22 protein-coding genes and 1 riboswitch are annotated in these 19,114 nt (G+C 71.5%); of the genes, 12 read left to right on the forward strand and 10 right to left on the reverse strand.

The window, feature by feature from the left end; genetic code table 11:
- Window positions 1–116 precede the first annotated feature (116 nt).
- From ACGFRF_RS03685 to ACGFRF_RS03710, 6 genes are all read left to right on the forward strand, one after another.
- On the forward strand, window positions 117–1,133 hold the full coding sequence (locus ACGFRF_RS03685) for a sugar ABC transporter substrate-binding protein (RefSeq protein ID WP_393736827.1): 1,017 nt from the start codon (window positions 117–119) through the stop codon (window positions 1,131–1,133).
- 154 nt (window positions 1,134–1,287) lie between these two features.
- A complete protein-coding gene (locus tag ACGFRF_RS03690) occupies window positions 1,288–2,286 on the forward strand; it encodes an ABC transporter permease (RefSeq protein WP_393736829.1) in 999 nt (332 codons plus the stop codon).
- The gene (locus tag ACGFRF_RS03695) at window positions 2,283–3,119 is read left to right on the forward strand and encodes an ATP-binding cassette domain-containing protein (protein ID WP_393736831.1); all 837 of its coding nucleotides are present in this window, start codon (window positions 2,283–2,285) and stop codon (window positions 3,117–3,119) included. Before ACGFRF_RS03690 ends, ACGFRF_RS03695 begins: the two co-directional genes overlap by 4 nt.
- 74 nt (window positions 3,120–3,193) lie before the next feature.
- Window positions 3,194–4,216, forward strand: coding sequence for a LacI family DNA-binding transcriptional regulator (locus ACGFRF_RS03700; protein ID WP_393736833.1), 1,023 nt, complete (start codon window positions 3,194–3,196; stop codon window positions 4,214–4,216).
- A 419-nt stretch (window positions 4,217–4,635) separates the two neighbouring features.
- Entirely contained in the window at window positions 4,636–5,361 is a 726-nt protein-coding gene (locus ACGFRF_RS03705) for a lysophospholipid acyltransferase family protein (RefSeq protein ID WP_393736835.1), read from the forward strand.
- Window positions 5,362–5,422: 61 nt separating this feature from the next.
- The gene (locus ACGFRF_RS03710) at window positions 5,423–6,448 is read left to right on the forward strand and encodes an NAD-dependent epimerase/dehydratase family protein (RefSeq protein WP_393736837.1); all 1,026 of its coding nucleotides are present in this window, start codon (window positions 5,423–5,425) and stop codon (window positions 6,446–6,448) included.
- A gap of 52 nt (window positions 6,449–6,500) precedes the next feature.
- Here the strand turns inward: ACGFRF_RS03710 and ACGFRF_RS03715 are convergent, their stop codons facing one another.
- The 8 genes from ACGFRF_RS03715 to ACGFRF_RS03750 form a co-directional block, all read right to left on the reverse strand.
- The gene (locus ACGFRF_RS03715) at window positions 6,501–8,096 is read right to left on the reverse strand and encodes an alpha/beta hydrolase (protein WP_393736839.1); all 1,596 of its coding nucleotides are present in this window, start codon (window positions 8,094–8,096) and stop codon (window positions 6,501–6,503) included.
- Between the two features lie 219 nt (window positions 8,097–8,315).
- Complete coding sequence (locus tag ACGFRF_RS03720) at window positions 8,316–9,083, reverse strand: urease accessory protein UreD (RefSeq protein ID WP_393736841.1); 768 nt, start codon at window positions 9,081–9,083, stop codon at window positions 8,316–8,318.
- A complete protein-coding gene (ureG, locus tag ACGFRF_RS03725) occupies window positions 9,071–9,748 on the reverse strand; it encodes an urease accessory protein UreG (RefSeq protein ID WP_393736843.1) in 678 nt (225 codons plus the stop codon). Before ureG ends, ACGFRF_RS03720 begins: the two co-directional genes overlap by 13 nt.
- Before the next feature lie 103 nt (window positions 9,749–9,851).
- Window positions 9,852–10,526, reverse strand: a complete 675-nt coding sequence (locus ACGFRF_RS03730) for an urease accessory protein UreF (RefSeq protein ID WP_393736845.1) — start codon at window positions 10,524–10,526, stop codon at window positions 9,852–9,854.
- Window positions 10,527–10,536: 10 nt separating this feature from the next.
- A complete protein-coding gene (locus ACGFRF_RS03735; protein WP_393736847.1) occupies window positions 10,537–12,258 on the reverse strand; it encodes an urease subunit alpha in 1,722 nt (573 codons plus the stop codon).
- Window positions 12,251–12,562 carry an urease subunit beta gene (locus ACGFRF_RS03740; RefSeq protein WP_393736849.1) on the reverse strand — a complete coding sequence of 104 codons (312 nt, stop codon included), beginning with the start codon at window positions 12,560–12,562 and terminating at the stop codon, window positions 12,251–12,253. Before ACGFRF_RS03740 ends, ACGFRF_RS03735 begins: the two co-directional genes overlap by 8 nt.
- 11 nt (window positions 12,563–12,573) lie before the next feature.
- Window positions 12,574–12,876 (reverse strand): urease subunit gamma, encoded by a 303-nt coding sequence (locus tag ACGFRF_RS03745; protein ID WP_093479411.1) that lies wholly within the window; start codon window positions 12,874–12,876, stop codon window positions 12,574–12,576.
- Window positions 12,877–13,106: 230 nt separating this feature from the next.
- The gene (locus ACGFRF_RS03750) at window positions 13,107–13,385 is read right to left on the reverse strand and encodes a type II toxin-antitoxin system Phd/YefM family antitoxin (protein WP_393736851.1); all 279 of its coding nucleotides are present in this window, start codon (window positions 13,383–13,385) and stop codon (window positions 13,107–13,109) included.
- An 86-nt stretch (window positions 13,386–13,471) separates the two neighbouring features.
- On the opposite strand from ACGFRF_RS03750, the gene ACGFRF_RS03755 reads away from it, so the two are divergent.
- From ACGFRF_RS03755 to ACGFRF_RS03765, 3 genes are all read left to right on the forward strand, one after another.
- Window positions 13,472–14,107: an ATP-dependent Clp protease proteolytic subunit gene (locus ACGFRF_RS03755; RefSeq protein WP_393736853.1), complete on the forward strand. Its 636-nt coding sequence runs from the start codon at window positions 13,472–13,474 to the stop codon at window positions 14,105–14,107.
- A 7-nt stretch (window positions 14,108–14,114) separates the two neighbouring features.
- Window positions 14,115–14,420 carry a hypothetical protein gene (locus ACGFRF_RS03760; RefSeq protein ID WP_393736855.1) on the forward strand — a complete coding sequence of 102 codons (306 nt, stop codon included), beginning with the start codon at window positions 14,115–14,117 and terminating at the stop codon, window positions 14,418–14,420.
- Between the two features lie 349 nt (window positions 14,421–14,769).
- A riboswitch (cyclic di-AMP (ydaO/yuaA leader) is annotated at window positions 14,770–14,991 on the forward strand.
- Window positions 14,992–14,994: 3 nt separating this feature from the next.
- Window positions 14,995–15,468, forward strand: a complete 474-nt coding sequence (locus tag ACGFRF_RS03765; RefSeq protein ID WP_393736857.1) for a C40 family peptidase — start codon at window positions 14,995–14,997, stop codon at window positions 15,466–15,468.
- A 7-nt stretch (window positions 15,469–15,475) separates the two neighbouring features.
- On the opposite strand, the gene ACGFRF_RS03770 is transcribed toward ACGFRF_RS03765, so the two are convergent.
- Window positions 15,476–16,093: a LysE family translocator gene (locus ACGFRF_RS03770; protein WP_393736859.1), complete on the reverse strand. Its 618-nt coding sequence runs from the start codon at window positions 16,091–16,093 to the stop codon at window positions 15,476–15,478.
- 83 nt (window positions 16,094–16,176) lie between these two features.
- Here ACGFRF_RS03770 and ACGFRF_RS03775 point away from each other — a divergent pair, with 83 nt between their 5' ends.
- Window positions 16,177–17,100: a LysR family transcriptional regulator gene (locus tag ACGFRF_RS03775; protein ID WP_393736861.1), complete on the forward strand. Its 924-nt coding sequence runs from the start codon at window positions 16,177–16,179 to the stop codon at window positions 17,098–17,100.
- Between the two features lie 198 nt (window positions 17,101–17,298).
- Here ACGFRF_RS03775 and ACGFRF_RS03780 read toward each other — a convergent pair whose 3' ends face one another.
- Window positions 17,299–17,757, reverse strand: coding sequence for an ATP-binding protein (locus ACGFRF_RS03780; RefSeq protein WP_393736863.1), 459 nt, complete (start codon window positions 17,755–17,757; stop codon window positions 17,299–17,301).
- Between the two features lie 212 nt (window positions 17,758–17,969).
- On the opposite strand from ACGFRF_RS03780, the gene ACGFRF_RS03785 reads away from it, so the two are divergent.
- Window positions 17,970–18,830: a helix-turn-helix domain-containing protein gene (locus tag ACGFRF_RS03785; RefSeq protein WP_393736865.1), complete on the forward strand. Its 861-nt coding sequence runs from the start codon at window positions 17,970–17,972 to the stop codon at window positions 18,828–18,830.
- A 9-nt stretch (window positions 18,831–18,839) separates the two neighbouring features.
- Window positions 18,840–19,064 carry a DUF397 domain-containing protein gene (locus ACGFRF_RS03790; protein ID WP_393736867.1) on the forward strand — a complete coding sequence of 75 codons (225 nt, stop codon included), beginning with the start codon at window positions 18,840–18,842 and terminating at the stop codon, window positions 19,062–19,064.
- Window positions 19,065–19,114: the final 50 nt, after the last annotated feature.

The raw sequence follows: 19,114 nt of genomic DNA on the forward strand, positions 1-19,114 counted from the left end.
CATCATCCTCGCCAGGCAGTGTCAACGATGACATAAGTCAACGATGACACTGACACCACAGGGCGACATGCCCTGGACCCAACCCCGTGCCGCTCGCTATCCCACAGGAGTCGATCATGCCTCGCACCACTCGTCTGTCCTCCTCCCTGCTCAGAGCCGCCGCGGTCACAGGCGTCGCGGCCCTCACCCTGACGGCCTGCGGGTCCGGCTCCGGATCCGGCTCCTCGAGCTCCGGCTCGGGCGACGTCAAGGTCGGTCTGATCACCAAGACGGACACCAACCCGTTCTTCGTGAAGATGAAGGAGGGCGCGGAGAAGGCCGCCAAGGCGGACGGCGTCCAACTGATGACCGCCGCGGGCAAGTTCGACGGTGACAACGCCGGTCAGGTCACCGCCATCGAGAACATGGTGGCCGCCGGGGTGAAGGGCATCCTCATCACCCCGAGCGACTCCAAGGCGATCGTGCCCGCGGTCCAGAAGGCCCGCGCCAAGGGCGTCCTGGTCATCGCCCTGGACACCCCGACCGAACCGCAGAGCGCGGTCGACGCCCTCTTCGCCACCGACAACCTCCATGCCGGCGAGCTGATCGGCGAGTACGCGAAGGCCGCCATGAAGGGCAGGACGGCGAAGATGGCCACCCTCGACCTCGCGCCGGGCGTCTCCGTGGGCGTGCAGCGGCACAACGGGTTCCTGAAGGGCTTCGGCGCCACCGACAAGGACATCGCCTGCGCCCAGGACACCGGCGGCGACCAGGCCAAGGGCCAGACGGCGATGGAGAACTGCCTCCAGAAGGACCCCGACATCAACCTCGTCTACACGATCAACGAACCGGCCGCCCTGGGCGCCTACACCGCGCTGAAGGCCAAGGGCCGGGAGAAGGACGTCCTGATCGTCTCGGTCGACGGCGGCTGCACCGGAACCCAGGCGGTCAAGGACGGGAAGATCGCCGCCACTTCACAGCAGTACCCGCTGAAGATGGCCGTCGAGGGCGTCAAGGCCGTGGTGACGTACGCCAAGAACGGCAAGAAGGCGTCCGGTTACACCGACACGGGCGTCAACCTGGTCACCGACAAGGCGCAGGCCGGAGTCACCTCCAAGGACACCGCGTTCGGCCTGCAGAACTGCTGGGGCTGAGCCGCCCCGCAGGACCGCACGATCCCGCCTCTCCCCCTCAGCGGGGCGGCCGGCCCCTCCTCCCCGACCAGGAAGGACCGCCCCCTCGTCTCCTTGTCCTTCGCCTCTGCCACGAGGACGGACAAGGACATCCGCCTTCCGACAAGGACCCCGTATGACAGCCACGACCACAACGCCGTACGCCGAGCTCAAAGCGCCGACCACGGCCCGCAGACTGCTCACGGCGCCGACCACCGGCCCACTGGTCGCCCTTCTCCTGGCCTGTGCCTTCTTCTCGCTCTCGACCGACCAGTTCCTCACGGGCGGCAACTTCTCGCTGATCGTGCAGCAGGTCATGGTCGTCGGCACCCTCGCCATCGGTCAGACCCTGATCATCCTCACCGCGGGCATCGACCTGTCGTGCGGTGCCGTGATGGCCTTCGGCAGCATCATGATGGCCAGGGCGGCGGCCGAGGGAACCCTGCCCCCGCTCCTGGCCATCGCGCTGGGCCTGGCGGTCTGCGGCGGCTTCGGCCTGCTCAACGGGCTGCTGGTGCAGAAGATCCCGCTGCCGCCGTTCATCGTCACCCTCGGCATGCTCAATGTGGCCTTCGCGCTGACCCACATCTACTCCAAGGAGCAGACCGTCACCAGCCTGCCCGGGCCACTGACGGCCCTGGGGCAGACCTTCCCGCTCGGCCACACCGACATCACCTACGGCTCCCTCGTCACCATCGCCCTGTTCCTCCTCCTCGCGTACGCGCTGAGCGGCACCGGCTGGGGCCGGCACGTCTACGCCCTGGGCAACAGCCAGGAGGCGGCGCGGCTCAACGGCATCCGCACATCCCGCCTGACCATCGGCATCTACACGGTGGCCGGCCTGCTGTACGGCATCGCGGCCCTGCTGCTCATCTCCCGCACCGGAGTCGGCGACCCGCAGGCGGGCCAGACCGAGAACCTCGACAGCATCACCGCCGTGGTCCTCGGCGGCACCAGCCTCTTCGGCGGACGCGGATCGGTCCTGGGCACCTTCATCGGTGTCCTCATCGTCGGCGTCTTCCGCAACGGCCTGCAGCTGATGGGCGTCGCCTCCATCTACCAGACGCTGATCACCGGCGTGCTGGTGATCCTCGCAGTGACCGTCGACCAGATCTCCCGGAAGAAGGCCCGATGACCGCCACCACTTCCCCCACCCCTGTCCTGCAGGCCCGCGGTCTGGTCAAGCGCTACGGCCACGTCACCGCCATCGACGGCGCCGACTTCGACCTGCTGCCCGGCGAGGTGCTCGCCGTCATCGGCGACAACGGAGCCGGCAAGACCAGCCTGATCAAGGCCCTCACCGGGGCTCTGGTGCCGGACGCGGGCGAGATACGCCTGAACGGAGAGCCCATCACCTTCTCCGGCCCGCAGAGCGCACGCGCCCATGGGATCGAGACGGTGTACCAGGACCTCGCCGTGGCAGCCTCCATGGACATCGCCTCGAACATGTTCCTCGGGCGCGAGCTGCGCCGCCCGGGCGTCCTCGGCCAGGTCTTCCGCATGCTCGACAAGAAGCGCATGCGTCAGGAGGCCGCCGAGCACATGGCCGACCTGAAGATCGGGCTGCGTTCGCTGTCGCAGGCGGTGGAGACCCTGTCCGGCGGGCAGCGGCAGGCCGTGGCGGTGGCCCGCTCCGTCGCCTGGGCACGCAGTGTCGTCGTCATGGACGAACCCACCGCCGCCCTCGGAGTCAAGGAGTCCGGTCAGGTGCTGGACCTCATCCGCCGCGTCCGCGACAAGGGCATGCCGGTCGTCCTGATCAGCCACAACATGCCGCACGTCTTCGAGATCGCCGACCGGATCCACGTCCACCGGCTGGGTCGGCGGGCCGCACTGATCAAGCCGTCGGACTACTCCATGGCGGAGGTCGTCGCCATCATGACCGGCGCGCTCACTCTGGACGATGCCGGAGGTACTGTCGTCGCGGATTCGGGTGCCGCGAAGGCTGCCGGAGTCCGGGCCACCTGACAGCACAACCCAGCTCTCGCGCTTTCCGGCCGAGGCCGCGGCCGGAACCGACGAGCACAGGAGATGTTTGCCCCATGGCAGCGAACCGCCGCCCCACCCTGGCCGACGTCGCCCGAGAAGTGGGCGTCAGCGCCAAGACGGTCTCCCGCGTCCTCAACGAGGACGGACCCGTCTCGGCGGACACCAGGGAGCAGGTGCTCGCCGCAGTGGCCAAGCTCGGCTTCCAGCCGAACCTCATGGCACGCAACATCCGCGTCGGCGGCCCGGACACCACCGTCGGCCTGGTCATCCCCGACCTGGGCAACCCCTTCTTCGGAGCCGTGGCCCGCGCCATCGAGGACACGGTCCGCGACCGGGGCCTGACCCTGCTCATGGGCTCCTCCGCGGACGACGCCCACCGGGAACGCGCGCTGACGGACAAGTTCCTCGCCCGGCGTGTGAGCATCCTGATCGTGGTGCCGTCCGTCGGTGCCGACCACTCCCATCTCAAGCCTCACCGCACGGCGGGGCTGCCCGTGGTCTTTCTCGACCGACCCGGTATCGGCCTGGCCACGGACAGCATTGTCAGCTCCAACCGAGCAGGCGCCCACCACGGCGTCGCCCACCTCATCGCCCACGGGCACCGGCGCATCGGCTTCGTCGGCGACCTGCCCACCAGGCTCTACACCCGCCGCGAACGTTTCGCCGGATACCGCGAAGCCCTGCGGGAGGCGGACCTCCCCTACGACCGTTCGCTCGTCGCCGGCGCGCACGACCAGCAGGGGGCCGAGGCCGCGGCCTCGAAGCTGCTCGACCTGGCCGATCCCCCTACAGCCCTGTTCGCCGGCAACAACATCATGGCGCTGGGGATCGTCGCCGAGCTCGCCCGCAGCAAGCGCAAGGACGTGGCCCTCGTCGCCTTCGACGACGTGTCGCTCGCCGAGGCGCTGGAACCGGCCCTGACCGTCGTGGCCCAGGATCCCGAGGAGATCGGCCGCGCTGCCGCCGCCACCGCCCTGGCCCGCCTCGACGGCGACCGCTCCCGGGCCCGCACCGTCACCGTCCCGACCCGCCTGATCGTCCGAGGCTCGGGAGAGCAACCCGCGCCCAAGCGGTAGGCGCCCCGCCTCTGCCGGCCGACGAGCCGGGGCCGGGCTCGGACGGGCTCGGCAGGCTCGGGTTTCCGCCACGTGCGTACCACTCGACCTCCGTGGACGTCAGCCCGCTGTCTGCCCTCGAGGTGGCCCCCGGGCCGCGGCCGTGTACGCCCCGGTGCGCAGGCGCATGGCCCCCCACCGGAAGTCGGTCGACCGCGGCGTACCGGCACCAGACCCTCCCGTCCCCACCGTCGACGACTCTCCGGCGCCCCCCCCATGGCTGACCGACCGTCAATAGACTCGGCGAAGCGTCAGCATGAGACTGGCTGAACATGGCTACAGATGACCACGGGTGCACATCGGCCCATTCCCGTGGCCCTTTTCCTGGCCTGGGGAAACGCCAGTCCCGAGGGGGAGCTGGGTGACGTGAGGAGCGAGCCGTGTTCTACTACCTGCTCAAGTACGTGCTGCTGGGGCCCCTGCTCAGACTGGTCTTCCGGCCCCGGATCGAAGGCCTGGCGAACGTCCCGGCGGAGGGTCCGGCGATCGTCGCCGGCAATCACCTGTCCTTCTCCGACCACTTCCTGATGCCGGCGATGCTCAGACGTCGCATCACCTTCCTCGCCAAAGCGGAGTACTTCACCGGACCGGGTGTCAAGGGACGGCTCACCGCGTTCTTCTTCCGCAGCGCCGGGCAGATCCCGGTGGACCGTTCCGGCAAGGAGGCGGGGCAGGCCGCGATCCGCGAGGGACTCGGGGTGCTGGCCAGGGGCGAGCTGCTCGGCGTCTATCCGGAGGGCACCCGCTCGCACGACGGTCGGCTGTACAAGGGCAAGGTCGGTGTCGCGGTGATGGCGCTGAAGGCGGGCGTCCCGGTCGTGCCCTGCGCGATGATCGGCACGTTCGAGGCGCAGCCGCCCGGCAGGGTGATCCCGCGGATCCACCCGGTCACCATCCGCTTCGGCAAGGCGCTCGACTTCTCCCGCTATGCCGGGATGGAGAACGAGAAGGCGGTCCTGCGGGCCGTCACCGACGAGATCATGTACGCGATCCTGACGCTGTCCGAGCAGGAGTACGTCGACGAGTACGCGGCCGTCGTCAAGGAGCGGCAGACGACGGAGAAGGGCGACAAGGGGCGCAGGTTCCCACGGGCGCCGCTCGGTTGACCACGTCTGCCGTCGGCAGAACGCCGTGGCAGAAGCGTCCCCGCGGCCGTACGGTCGCGGCATGAAGCGAGCTGTGGTGATCGGGGCGACCGGGCAGATCGGGCGGCCGGCGGTGAACGCGCTGGCGCGGGACGGCTGGGAGGTGACGGCCGCCTCGCACGGTGGAGGCCGGGACGAGAGCTGGCCCGCGCGGGTGCGGGCGGTGCGGCTCGACCGGGAGGACGGGCGGGCGCTGGCGGAGGTGGTCGGCGACGGCTGTGACGTCCTGGTCGACATCGTCGCCCACGGGATCGCCCACGCCCGGCAGCTGACGTCCCTCGCCGACCGGATCGGATCGGCCGTGGTGGTCTCCAGCGTGTCGGTGTACGAGGACGGCAAGGGCCGCGGCTTCGACACGCAGGACCGGCCGGACGGTTTCCCGGAGTACCCGGTACCGCTGCCGGAGACCCAGCCGACGGTGGCTCCCGGCGAGGCCACGTACAGCACCCGCAAGGCCGCGCTGGAGCGTGAACTCCTCGCGGCGGGCGACCGGTTGCCGGCCACCCTGCTGCGGGCGGGCGCGATCCACGGACCGTACTGCCGCAGCCCTCGCGAGCTGTACTTCGTCAAGCGGAACCTGGACGGCCGGGGCAGGCGCGTCCTCGCGTACGGCGGCGAGAGCCGTTTCCATCCGGCGAGTGTGCACAACCTCGCGGAGCTGATCCGTCTGGCGGCGGCGCGGCCCGGCTCGCGGGTCCTGAACGCCTGTGACGCCGACGCGCCCACGGTCGCCGGGATCGCCGCGGCGATCGACGCCGTGATGGGCGTGGAGAACGAGACCGTCCTGGTCGACGGCCCTCCCCCGGCGCCCGGGGTGGGCGATACGCCGTGGTCGGTGCCGTACCCGGTCGTGGTCGACATGTCGGCGGCGGAACGCGAACTGGGGTACCGCCCGGTGGTCGGGTACGCGGACTCCCTGCCGGAGACCGTCGCGTGGATCGAACGTCTGCTGGCCGGACGGGACTGGCGCGCCGCGTACCCGGAGATGGTCCAGGCCTACGGCGACCTGTTCGACTACGCGGCGGAGGACGCCTGGCTGCGGACATGAGCGAGGGGCGGCCGGGGAGTCCGGCCGCCCCTCGTCGTCGTACGGGAAGGGGTTACGGCTGGGGCGTGGCGTGCGGCGCGCAGGTCACGTCCTTGCCGTCCAGCTCGCCGTCGAGCAGGTAGGCGTCGACGCGCTGGTTGATGCAGGAGTTGACCAGGCTGGTCACGCCGTGGGAGCCCGCGTTCTTCTCGGTGATCAGGCGGGAGCCCTTGAAACGCTTGTGCAGTTCGACGGCACCCGCGTACGGGGTGGCGGCGTCCCGGGTGGACTGCACGATCAGCACCTTGGGCAGGCCCTGGTGGGTCCTGACCTCGACCGGGGTCTGCTGCTTGGCGGGCCAGGTGGCGCACGGCAGGTTCATCCAGGCGTTGGCCCAGGTCATGAACGGGTAGTCCTTGTTGAGCCGGGTGTTGTCCCGGTCCCACTTCCGCCAGCTGGTGGGCCACTTGGCGTCGGTGCACTCGACGGCCGTGTAGACCGCGTTGCCGTTCTCCGAGGCGATGTTGCCCGCGGTGTCCGACAGGTCCGGTGCGGCCGCGTCGACGAGCGCCTGGGTGTCACCGGCGTAGTACTTGGCGAAGACCGACGCGACCGGCACCCACGAGGAGTCGTAGTACGGCGCGCTCTGGAAGAAGGAGATCAGCTCGGCCGGGCCGACGACCCCGCCGACGGGGTTCTTCTTGGCGGTGGCGCGCAGCCGGAGCCACTTGTCCTGGACGGCGGCACGGGTGGTGCCGAGGTGGAAGGCGGCGTCGTTCGCGGCGACCCAGTCCTCCCAGTCCTTCCAGCGGCCCTCGAAGGCGATGTCCTGGTCCAGGTTGGCCTGGTACCAGATCTTCTCGCGGGACGGGTTGACCACGCTGTCCACGACCATGCGGCGCAGGTGGCCCGGGAAGAGGGTGCCGTAGACGGCGCCGAGGTAGGTGCCGTAGGAGACGCCGAGGTAGTTGAGCTTCTTCTCGCCCAGCGCGGCGCGGATGACGTCCAGGTCGCGGGCGGTGTTCGGTGTGGTCATGTGCGGCAGCATCGCGCCGCTGCGCTCGGCGCAGCCCTCGGCGTACTCGCGGGCCAGCTTGCGCTGCGCGGTCTTGTCGGCCTCGGTGTCGGGCACCGGGTCGGCCTTGGGCGCCTTGACGAACTCCTGCGGGTCGATACAGGAGATGGGCGCGGAGTGGCCGACGCCACGCGGGTCGAAGCCGACGAAGTCGTAGGCCTTGGCGACGTTCGCCCAGACGGCGTTCTTGGTGGTGACCCGGCGCGGGAAGCGCAGTCCGGAGCCGCCGGGGCCACCGGGGTTGTAGATGAGGGCGCCCTGGCGCTCCTTCTTGGTGCCGGTGTTGCCGATGCGGTCCACGGCGAGCTTGATCTGCTTGCCGTAGGGGTGGGCGTAGTCGAGCGGCACGGTGACCCAGCCGCACTGGATGGGCTTCTCCAGCCCCCAGTCGGCCGGGCAGTCCTGCCAGTCGATGCCCGCCTTGGCGGCTCGGGCGGCGGCTGTCTCGGCGCCTTTGGCCTCCCGGTCCTGGCCGTGCCGGCTGTCGGCGCTGGCGGCGGGAGCCGCTATCGCGCCGGCGATCAGGGTGGCGGTGACGAGTGCTCCGGCCGAACCGAGCGCCAGCAGGCGGCTCTTCGGTCTGTTCTCCCTCAAAGGGGCCCCTCCCCGTTCCTCGCTGCGAGTGGTCAGGCGGGGATCCTCTCGGCTGTGAACCACCTGAGAACAGGGGGCACCACCTTTTCTTTACCAATCCGATAACCGGACGATCATGTCCCGCTGAGCGAAGCGCTACCACGGGGTCGGGCCGTGACGGGCCGTCCGTTGCCCGCGGCTTCGCCGTGGTTGAGGTCTCCGGGCCCTTCGGGGCGCGTTTCAGCCGAGCCTCGTCAGCGCCTCGTCCAGGAGCCGTCGTAGCCGCAGCGCGTCCGGGGCCACCGCGCTGACGAGGGCGGCCGGACCGGCCAGCGGCACCAGCGCGGCACACTCCCCCAGAGCCTGTGCCCGGACCGCATGCCCGGCGAACTCCGGCCGCACGAGCACGATCTGGCCCACCGCCCGGTGCCCCGCGAGCCCGGCCGGTCCGTCCCAGCCGCCCGGTGCACCGGAGCCGCAGGCCAGCTCCTGGTCCAGCACGGCCCGTCCGGCGACCCGTACGGTCAACCGGCTGGTGAGCCGCCCGGGTTCCTCCCCGGTCCGCCCGAGCACCTGCTCCTCGCGCAGCACGAGCCGCGCCCCGGCCCCGAGTTCGGCCCGCGTGGTGACGCGCAGGTCACTGCCGGCGGCCGAGATCAACTGCTCGGGCAGCCAGTGCAGTTCGCCGCCGTCGGCCACGTCGAGCCGTACCTCGTACCGGGCCTCGCCCTTGGCCTGGCCCGGCAGTGCGATGGTGGCGGCGGCCGACCCGACGTGCAGCCGGGCGCCTTCCTCCACCCGCGCGGCCACCGAGAAGCGGTCGCCGCCGAGCGGGCCGCTCATCGCGCCGACGACCATGACCCTCGCCTCGGCGCCGTGCGCCCGGGTGCGGCGCAGCGCCAGCGGCCCCTCGCCGTCCAGCACCGGCAGCGCCGTACCGCCGCGGCCGTCGGCACGGGCGACGATCCGCGCGCTCGCCCGGACCCCGGTGGCCGTCACGCCGTCCACGCGGCGAGCCGCCCACGGACCCACGCGGCCACCTCGGCGACCCCGGTGTCACTGCGCAGCGACTGGAGCACGACCGGGAGTTCGGCCCGCTGTGCCTTGGCGTCGGCGGCCATCCGGGCGAGGTCGGAGCCGACGTACGGGGCGAGGTCGGTCTTGTTGACGACGAGCAGATCGGCGGTGGTGACACCGGGCCCGCCCTTGCGCGGGATGTCGTCGCCGCCGGCCACGTCGATCACGAAGATCTGCGCGTCCACGAGCCCCTTGGAGAAGGTCGCGGTCAGGTTGTCGCCGCCGGACTCGACGAGGATCAGGTCCAGCGGCCCCACCGCGTCCTCCAGGTCCTCGACGGCCTCGAGGTTGGCCGAGATGTCGTCGCGGATCGCGGTGTGCGGGCAGGCGCCGGTCTCCACGGCGGCGATCCGCTCGGGCGGCAGCACGGCCTCCCGGAGCAGGAACTCGGCGTCCTCACGGGTGTAGATGTCGTTGGTGACGACCGCGAGGGACAACTGCTCGCGCAGCGCCCGGCAGAGCGCGGCGACGGTGGCGGTCTTGCCCGATCCGACGGGCCCGCCGAGCCCGATGCGCAGGGCACGCCGGGTTCCGTCGGGCCGGTGGGCGTCCGCGCCGATGGCGGCGAGGCCGGGGTGGGTGTGGTCGAGGTGCATAACGGCGGCTCCGTTTCAGCCGGGTCCGGCATCGGTCGGCCCGTTCGGCGTTCGAGGACGAGGCCGTTCAGGCCGACGGGGGTGTGGGGGCGCGGCCCCCGGGTCAGGAAGCGAAGAGTCGTACCGGCCAGGCCGCGTGCCACTCCGCGCCGATCTCCAGCAGGGGCCCGGAAGCCGCGGGCAGGGCATCGACGCCCTCGTCGGCCACCCGCCGCGCCGCCTCCACCGCCGCGTCCGCGACGCGATCCAGCTCCGGCGCCAGCCGGGCCAGCACACCGGTCGCCTCGAACGGGTCGAGGCTCAGCAGGCGCACGGTGGCCGTCGCGGGCCCGCTCACGCTCTCGTGGACCGCGCAGTACGCCGCGTCCGCGGGCCCCAGCCCGGCCGCCCGCGCGGCGAGCCCGAGCACCACGGGCTGGTGGGCCCCCTTGGGGAACTTCGCTGCCAGGGCTTCGAGTTCGGCGGACGGCCAGCTCGCCCGTGCCGCCCGCAGCAGCTGGCGCCCGAGCCGGCGCGCGGCGGCGCGCAGCGCGGGCGACGGCGTGCGCGCGTCGGCCGCCGCGTCCAGCTCGACCGGCTCCGCGCCGAGCACGGCGGCGGCCGCCAGCGCCCCCGCGACCAGCCCGGCGGTGTGCGCCCGCCCCCGGCAGAAGTCCTCCAGGCTCGCGGCGGACGTGATGCGGCCCGCCTTGACGGCGGCCTCCGCCCCGCCGGAGTGCGCGTGCCCTCCGGCGGGGAAGCGGCCGTCGGCCAGGACGAGAAGTGCTGCCCGTGACATCACGACCCCGTCAGAACAGGAAGTAGCGCTGGGCCATGGGCAGTTCGGCCGCCGGGGTCGCCTCAACCAGCTCACCGTCGATGTGCACGGCGAAGCTGTCGGGGTCGATCCGGACGTCCGGCAGGGCGTCGTTCTCCCGCATGTCGCCCTTGCTGACCGCGCGCGTCGACTCGATCGCCACGAACCGCTTGCCGAGGCGCAGCCGCTCCGGCAGCCCGTCCTCGATCGCCAGGGGGGCGACGAAGTTGACGGAGTTGGCGGCCGGGGCCCTGCCGATCGCGCCGTACATCGGGCGGGGCAGGATCGGCTGCGGGGTGGGGATGGAGGCGTTGGCGTCACCCATCTGCGCGTACGCGATCTGGCCGCCCTTGATCACGAGGAGCGGCTTGACGCCGAAGAACGCGGGCTCCCACAGCACCAGGTCGGCCAGCTTGCCGGTCTCGACGGAGCCGATCTCGGCGGCGAGGCCCTGGGCGAGCGCCGGGTTGATCGTGTACTTGGCGACGTAGCGCCGCACCCGGTGGTTGTCCGCCCGGCCGTCACCCGGCAGCGCCCCCCGGCGGCCCTTCATCACATGGGCCGTCTGCCAGGTGCGCAGGACGACCTCGCCGACGCGGCCCATGGCCTGGGAGTCGGAGGAGATGATCGAGATCGCGCCGAGGTCGTGGAGGATGTCCTCCGCGCCGATGGTGGACGGCCGGATGCGGGACTCGGCGAAGGCGAGGTCCTCCGGGACCGCCGGGTTGAGGTGGTGGCAGACCATCAGCATGTCGAGGTGTTCCTCGGCGGTGTTGACGGTGAACGGCCGGGTCGGGTTGGTGGAGCTGGGCAGCACGTTCGGCCGGGAGACCACGGTCATGATGTCCGGCGCGTGCCCGCCGCCCGCGCCCTCGGTGTGGTACGAGTGGATGCCCCGGCCCGCGATCGCGGCGAGGGTGTCCCCGACGAACCCGGCCTCGTTCAGCGTGTCGGTGTGGATGGCGACCTGGATGCCGGTGCGGTCGGCGACGGTGAGCGCGGCGTCGATGACGGCCGGGGTGGAGCCCCAGTCCTCGTGCAGCTTCAGGCCGACGGCGCCGCCGCGGATCTGGGAGAGCATCGCCTCGTGCGAGACGGTGTTGCCCTTGCCGAGGAAGCCGACGTTGACCGGGTAGGCCTCCATCGCCTCCAGCATCCGGGCCAGGTGCCAGGGTCCGGGCGTCACGGTGGTCGCCTTGGACCCTTCGGCGGGGCCGGTGCCGCCGCCGACCAGGGTGGTGATCCCGGAGGCCAGCGCCTCGTCGGCGACCTGGGGGCAGATGAAGTGGACGTGCGCGTCGATCGCACCGGCGGTGAGGATCCGCCCGTTGCCCGCGATGATCTCGGTCTCCGGGCCGATGACCAGGTCGGGGTGGACGCCGTTCATGGTGTCGGGATTGCCGGCCTTGCCGAGGGCGGTGATCCGACCGTCGCGGATGCCGACGTCGGCCTTGACGATGCCCCAGTGGTCGACGACGACGACACCGGTGATCACGGTGTCGGGGGTGCCTTCGGCGCGGGTGGCCCGGGACTGGCCCATGGACTCGCGGATGACCTTGCCGCCGCCGAAGACCGCCTCGTCCCCGCAGGCCCCGGGGCCGCCGGAGCGGTCCTCCTCGATCTCGATCAGCAGATCGGTGTCGGCGAGCCGGATGCGGTCGCCGGTGGTCGGGCCGAACAGGTCGGCGTAGGCGCCGCGGGAGATCTCAGGCATCGAGGGCGCCTCCGGTCTCCCCGCGCAGGCCGGGCACGATCCGGGCGCCGGCCAGGGGCACGAGTTCGACCTCGGCGGGGACACCGGGCTCGAAGCGGACGGCGGTGCCGGCGGCGACGTTCAGCCGCTTGCCGCGCGCGGCGGCCCGGTCGAACTCCAGGCCGGGGTTGGCCTCGGCGAAGTGGTAGTGGGAGCCGACCTGGACGGGCCGGTCGGCGGCGTTGAGGACGGTCAGGCGGGTGACCTCGCGGCCCTCGTTGACGACGACGGGGCCGTCCGCGAACAGGATCTCTCCGGGAATCATCGGCGGGCCCCCTAGATGATCGGCTCGTGGACGGTGACGAGCTTGGTGCCGTCCGGGAAGGTGGCCTCCACCTGGACGTCGTGGATCATCTCCGGGACCCCGTCCATGACGTCGTCCCTGGTGAGGAGCTTGCGACCGGAGGACATCAGCTCGGCGACGGTGCGGCCGTCACGCGCGCCCTCGAGGATGTGCGACGTGATGAGGGCGACCGCTTCCGGGTGGTTGAGCCTGAGCCCGCGGGCCCTGCGCTTCTCGGCCACGTCGGCCGCCACGTGGATCAGCAGCCTCTCTTGCTCGTGCGGGGTCAGTTGCACGTCCCACCTCACCGTCCTTGCTCCGGACCGTGCGGGGTCCGGTTGCCGCAGCCACCGCGACGGGGACAGGTGTAGCACACAGACAAATCCCCGGATCGTCGTCGATCCTGGGCGGAAAAACCCCTGGTGGCGTGGATCGGCAGGCTAGAGCGCCGGAGTTTCAGCGACGTTAACCAGACCTTGGTACCGGCATGACCGTGCGATGGGCTCCCCCATACCGGCGGCGCGGCTCAGGACGCGCCGGGCCTGCGATGTTCGGCCGCGATCCCGAACCGCCGCTGTTCCCGCGGGGCGGAACCGGCCTCGCCAACACCCGACACCGTGCTGACGATCTGCTCCTCGGCCGACTCGTCGAGCGCGTCGAGCCGCTCCAGATCGGCGGCCGAGACCAGCGCGACCAGCGGCTTGCCGTGCCGCGTCACGACGACGCGCTCACCGCCGTACACCACCCGGTTGATCAGGTCGGCGAGTTCGGCCCTGGCTTGCGTCACCGGAATCTCATAAGCCATGCCCCCATCATAACGTCAGGTACGTCCTGTACATTCTGTACAGAAGTCGAGCCCTGAGAGGCCGCGCCATGAGGAGGGGTATGCCCATGTCCCGACCGTCCGCCCGTCATGTCCTGCCCGAGTTCACCGAGCGCGGTGGGACGGCGGCGCGCACGCTGGATCCGTACGAAAAGCTCTTCGAGGACCGGGTCGTCTTCCTCGGGACGCCGGTCGACGACGCCGCCGCGAGTGACGTCACGGCGCAGTTCATGTACCTCGAACACGCCGCCCCCGACCGGGACATCACGCTGTACATCAACTCCCCGGGCGGTTCCTTCGACGCGCTGACCGCGATCTACGACACGATGCGGTACGTCGGGTGCGACGTGGTCACGTACTGCCTGGGACAGGCCGTGTCCGTCGCCGCGGTGCTGCTCGCGGCGGGCACCCCGGGCAAGCGGTTCACGCTGCCGGGCGCGCGCATGGTGCTCCGGCAGCCCGCGCTGCCCGAACCGGTGCACGGCCGGCCCGGCGACCTGGTGATCCAGGCCGAGGAGCTGGCCCGCACCCGCTCGCTGACCGAGAAGATGCTCGTACGGCACACGGGGCGCACGGCGGAGCAGGTGCACCGGGATCTGGAGCGGGACCTCGTCCTGGACGCGCCCGCGGCGCTCGCCTACGGCCTGGTGGACGGTGTCGTGCCCAGCCGCCGGACCACGCCCGGCGCACCGGATGCGGGGTGAGCCCGGGATGCTGCCGGAACTGCCGCCGCTGCCGGCGCTGACGCGCGCCGAGGGCGAGCTGATCGACCGTTACCTGGAGGCGGCCGACCTGCTGGGCCGCATCAACCCGGCACTGCACGGGGACACCTACCGCGGTCTGCGTGCGGCGCAGGCCCTGGTGCGCAAGGCGGCTCAGTTGCGTGACGCGCTCGCGCTGATGCATCAGCGGGGCGAGACGGAGCTGCACGGGGACACGCTGGCACGCGCCTTGCGGGTGCTGGACGGTGAGCGCCGTACTGCGCGCGTCGCGCTCCCGCCCGACGGCGTCGGCTGACCCGGACGCAAGTCCGGCCCGGCGGGGCCCGCGTGTCGACGCGTCGTTCGGGCCGGAGTTGAAACGGCCCGAACGACGTACCGCCGACCGGTGTATATCCAGATCGTTTTCCGGGCCTCCCGAGTTGCGCGCACGACAGGTCCGAGGCTCACCCGGACCTACTCCGCCGCAGGTCCGGGGCTACGTCCGGGATCTGACGGGGGCTCGAACACAGCACTGTCCACCCGAACGGGTGAGTGGTGAGTAACGCCACAAATCCCCGGTTCCGTTGGGATTTTCGGACAGCTGTGGGTGAAGATCCCTGACTGACGACAAGCCCCCGCCACCGCGGCGGGGCGGTCCGGGCGGACGCCGAGTCCTGCCGCCGCCCGGATGACCGGTCGACAGGAGTGGATCGGCAGGAGTGGAGGACCCAAGCAAGACGGGTCGCCGGAACGGATGTTCGTCTGCACGTCGCAGACGGCCGGAAGTACCGAGCAGCCCTTGGGGTGAAGCCGCGGCAACGCGGCCGGGCAACTTCGCCAGCCCGAATCCGACAGGTCATCCTTCACAGGCGGCTGACGAAGGGTTGCGCATGACTGCGCTCAATCGTGTCCCGTCGCTGATGGCCCGGGCCGGCACGGCCTCGGCACTCACCCTCGCCGCCGTGGGCGGCTCGATCGCGGTACCCGGTCTCGCCACCGATGCCTCGGCCGCGACCACGGCGACGAAAGCACTCCAGATCGCGGCCTCCAAGAAGGGCGCTCCGTACGCGTGGGGCGCCACCGGACCGCGCAGGTTCGACTGCTCGGGGCTCACGCTCTACTCGTTCAAGAAGGCGGGCAAGAAACTGCCGCGCACCGCCGCCCAGCAGTACAACAAGACGCACCACATCTCCGCCAGGAGCCGCAAGGCGGGCGACCTGGTCTTCTTCCACTCGGGTTCCAGCGTCTACCACGTCGGCATCTACGCCGGCCACAACAAGATCTGGCACGCCCCCAAGACCGGTGATGTGGTGAGGCTGCAGAAGATCTGGACCAGGAGCGTCTGGTACGGCCGGGTCAGCTGACCCGCGGTCAGGGCAGGAGCGGCTCCAGCAGCAGGGCCGCTCCCAGCACCGTCAGCGCCACCCCGGTGCCCGCCTGGAGCCCACGGGCGGCCCGGGGTCGGCGCAGCCACCGGCCGAGCCGGTCCACCAGCAGGGCCACCGCCTGGAACCACACGAGGGCCAGCGCGCACACGATCAGCGCGAGCAGCAGCGTCCTGGGCAGGGCGGGGCTCCCCGCGGGCACGAACTGCGGCAGCAGGCTGAGGAAGGTCAGCGACGCCTTCGGATTGAGGACGTTGGTGACGAAGCCCTGCCGCAGCGGGTGCGCCGCCTCGACCGCGGCCTCCTGCGCCGGACCGTCGGGCCGCCGCAGCGCCCACAGGGTGCGCACCCCGAGCTGCAGCACATAGGCGCCGCCGAGCAGCTGCAGCGCCCGGAACAGCGCCGGTACGGCGACCAGCACGGCCGCGACCCCGGCCACCGCCAGGGTGGTGTGCACCAGCAGTCCGCCCGCGATGCCGAGCCCGCAGACCGCGCCCGCGCGGCGGGAGACGAGCGCGTTGCGGACGACCACGGTGAAGTCGGCGCCGGGCATGGCCACCAGTCCGGCGGCGATCCCGGTGAAGGCGATGAGCTGTCCGTCCATGCCGCCAGACTGCCTTCCCCGAGCCTTCAGCAGGTATGTCGAATGAGCGAGGTCTGCCTTAAGCGTTGCTTTAGGCTGGCACCATGTACGACCCCACTCGGCTGGCCGCGCTCGTGGCGGTCGCGGAGGCCGGCTCGATCACCCGGGCCGCCGACCGGCTCGGCTACACGCCGCCCGCCCTCTCCCAGCAGCTGGCCAAGCTGGAGCGGGAGGCGGGCACGGCACTGCTGGTGCGCCACCACCGCGGGGCCCGGCTGACGGAGGCCGGCGAGGTGCTGGTGGCACGGGCCCGCCGGGTGCTCGACGAACTGGAGCAGGCCCGGCACGAACTCGCGCGGCTGACCGGGCTCACCGGCGGCGCACTGCGGCTCGGCACCTTCCCGACGGCGGGGGTGCACCTGCTGCCGCCGGTGCTGAGCGCGTTCCGCCGGGCGCATCCGGACGTGACGCTGTCGGTCGCGGACTACGATCCGCCGGCCGGGGTCGCGGCGGTGGCGGGCGGCGAGGTGGACCTGGCGCTGACCCACACCTATCACCCGGCCGAGCCCGTTCCCGTGCCGTCCGCGGTGCGTCTGGAGCCGGTCCTGGTGGAGGAACTGGTCCTGGTGACCGCGCCGGGGCACGCCCTGAGCAGCGCCTCCTCCCGGCTGCCGCTCGCGGAGCTGGCCGGGCAGCCGCTGATCAGCATGGCGCCGCACCACCCGGCCCGGCGGGAGATCGAGGCCCTGCTGGCCGAGGCCGGGGCCACGCCGGCGCTGCTGGTGCCCACCCCCGGGTACGCCGTGGTGTGCGCGCTCGTCAGCGCCGGGCTCGGGGTGGCCGTCGTACCGGAGATGGTGGCGCGCACCGCGACCACACCGGTCGGCGTGCGTCCCTTGGCGGAGGGCCGCCTGCGCCGCACGATCTCGGTGGCCCACCGCGCCGACGAGACCGCTCCGGCCGCGGATGCCTTCCGGGCCCTGCTGCGGGGGGCGTTCGGCCGGGCGGGTCGGAGTACGGGAACCTGAGGACCGGGACGGTGTGCCCGGGGCCAGGGCCTGTCTGACCATTCCCGTCTGCCGCGCGACGCCATGCACGCACTCTCGCGGCACCGCCCCCAGACCCAAGTACGTCCAGTACGAGGGCCTGGGGCCGGCACGGCGAGAGCACGCACCTGACGCCGCACGGCCGCCCTTCGGGCAACGACGCGAGTGGTCAGACAGGCCCTAGGGGTCCTGCTGCCCCGCCGCCGTGACCGGCTCGGCCGGGATCGTCCAGGGCAGTTCGATGGAGACCGTCTTGCCGCCCTCACGGGTGGGGCGGATACGGAGTCTGCCGCCGCACTCCGCGGTGAGACAGCGGATGATGACCATGCCGCGCCCGTTGTCCTGCTGAACGGCGGCGGGCAGTCTCTTGGGGAAGCGGGGATGACTGTCCGTGACGCCGATGCGCAGGTGCTCGTCACGGTCCAGCGCGATGTCGACCGTGAAGGTGGGTGACTGTCCGAAGGTGTGCTGTACGGCGTTGGTGGCGAGTTCGGAGACGATGAGCCGCACGGTGTCGGCCACGTCGGTGTCCGACGGCAGGCCCCACTCCGCCAGGGTTCCCACGACGTAGGTGCGGGCGGCGGAGACCGAGGCGGGATCGCTCGGCAGAGTGACGGATGCTTCCAGATGGTCTGCCATGGCGAGGTCGTCCCTTTCCCACGGGACCGCAGTCCGACATGGAGCGGATGGTTCGAGTACGGTCCCGGACTGGTGCTCGTCGCCAGACTGCCATCACCGGGCCGGTCACGGGGAGCGATCCACCGAGATGTGCATATATCTGTCGCTCGAAGCGGTGAACTCTGCGACGCGAGACCGTATGTGAGCGGCCCTTCAGGAGTAAGGAGGAGCCCATGCAGAACGGGCCGGCGGTGCGCCGTCGCAAACTGGGTGCCGAACTGCGCGTGCTGCGTACCGGTGCTGCGCTCACGAGCGGCGAGGCGGCCCGGCTGGTCGGCTGGCACCAGTCGAAGGTCAGCCGCATCGAGACCGGCGCCAGCGGCGTGAAACCGGCGGATCTGCGGTTGCTGCTGGACGCCTACGGGGTGCGGGACGGCCACCTGCGCGAGTTGCTGCTGATGCTGGCGGGGTCCGAGGACGCCGGCGGCCGGAACCGCTGGTGGCACGCCTACCGGGGGGTGCTGCCGCCCACGTACCGGGATTTCATCAGCCTGGAGTCGCAGGCGAGCGCGATGCGCACCCTGGAGACCACGGTCGTGCCCGGCCTGCTGCAGACGGCCGAGTACGCCCGCGCGGTGACCCGGGCGGCCGTGAAGGGCCTGGACGAGGAACGCCTGGACGCGCTGGTGGAGGTGCGGCTGGCCCGGCAGGACGTGCTGCGTTCGGACCCGCCGCTGAAGCTGTGCGCCGTGCTCGACGAGGCGGTGCTGCGGCGCGAGGTCGGCGGTCCGGAGGTGATGGCCCGGCAGCTGGAGCGGCTGCTGGACGCCGCCCGGCTGCCCCAGGTACGGCTGCAGGTTCTGCCGTTCAGGGCGGGAGCGCATGTCGGCCTCACGGGGCCTTTCGTTATCTTCTCATTTCCGAGCACTTCTGATCTGGACGTAGTTGTTCTCGACCAGTTGACGAGTAGCCTCTACCTGGAACGGAAAGAAGACCTGTTGGCCTACTCCGAGGCCTTCAACACCCTTCAGATGCACGCCCTTTCCCCCGAGGACTCCTTGGACTACATCGCCGGAATAGGTGACGGCGCGTAAGGAGGCACCATGTCAGCACTGCCTCGGAACGTCCCTGCCAGTACCGACCTGCACGACGTGCGCTGGCTGCGCAGCAGCTACAGCACGGGAGCCAACAACTGCGTGGAGACGGCCCGGCCGCGCTCCGGCCCCTCGGCCGGACTGCTCGCCGTGCGCGACTCGAAGAACCCGGCCGGACCCGCGCTGCTCTTCACCCCGGAGAGCTGGACCGGGTTCATGGCCGCGCTCCGGTGACCCGCAACCACCACGTCCCCCTCTGATCACACCCGTTCACGGCGACGCAC

It is taken from the genome of Streptomyces sp. NPDC048521, assembly GCF_043199855.1.
GTDB lineage: Bacteria > Actinomycetota > Actinomycetes > Streptomycetales > Streptomycetaceae > Streptomyces.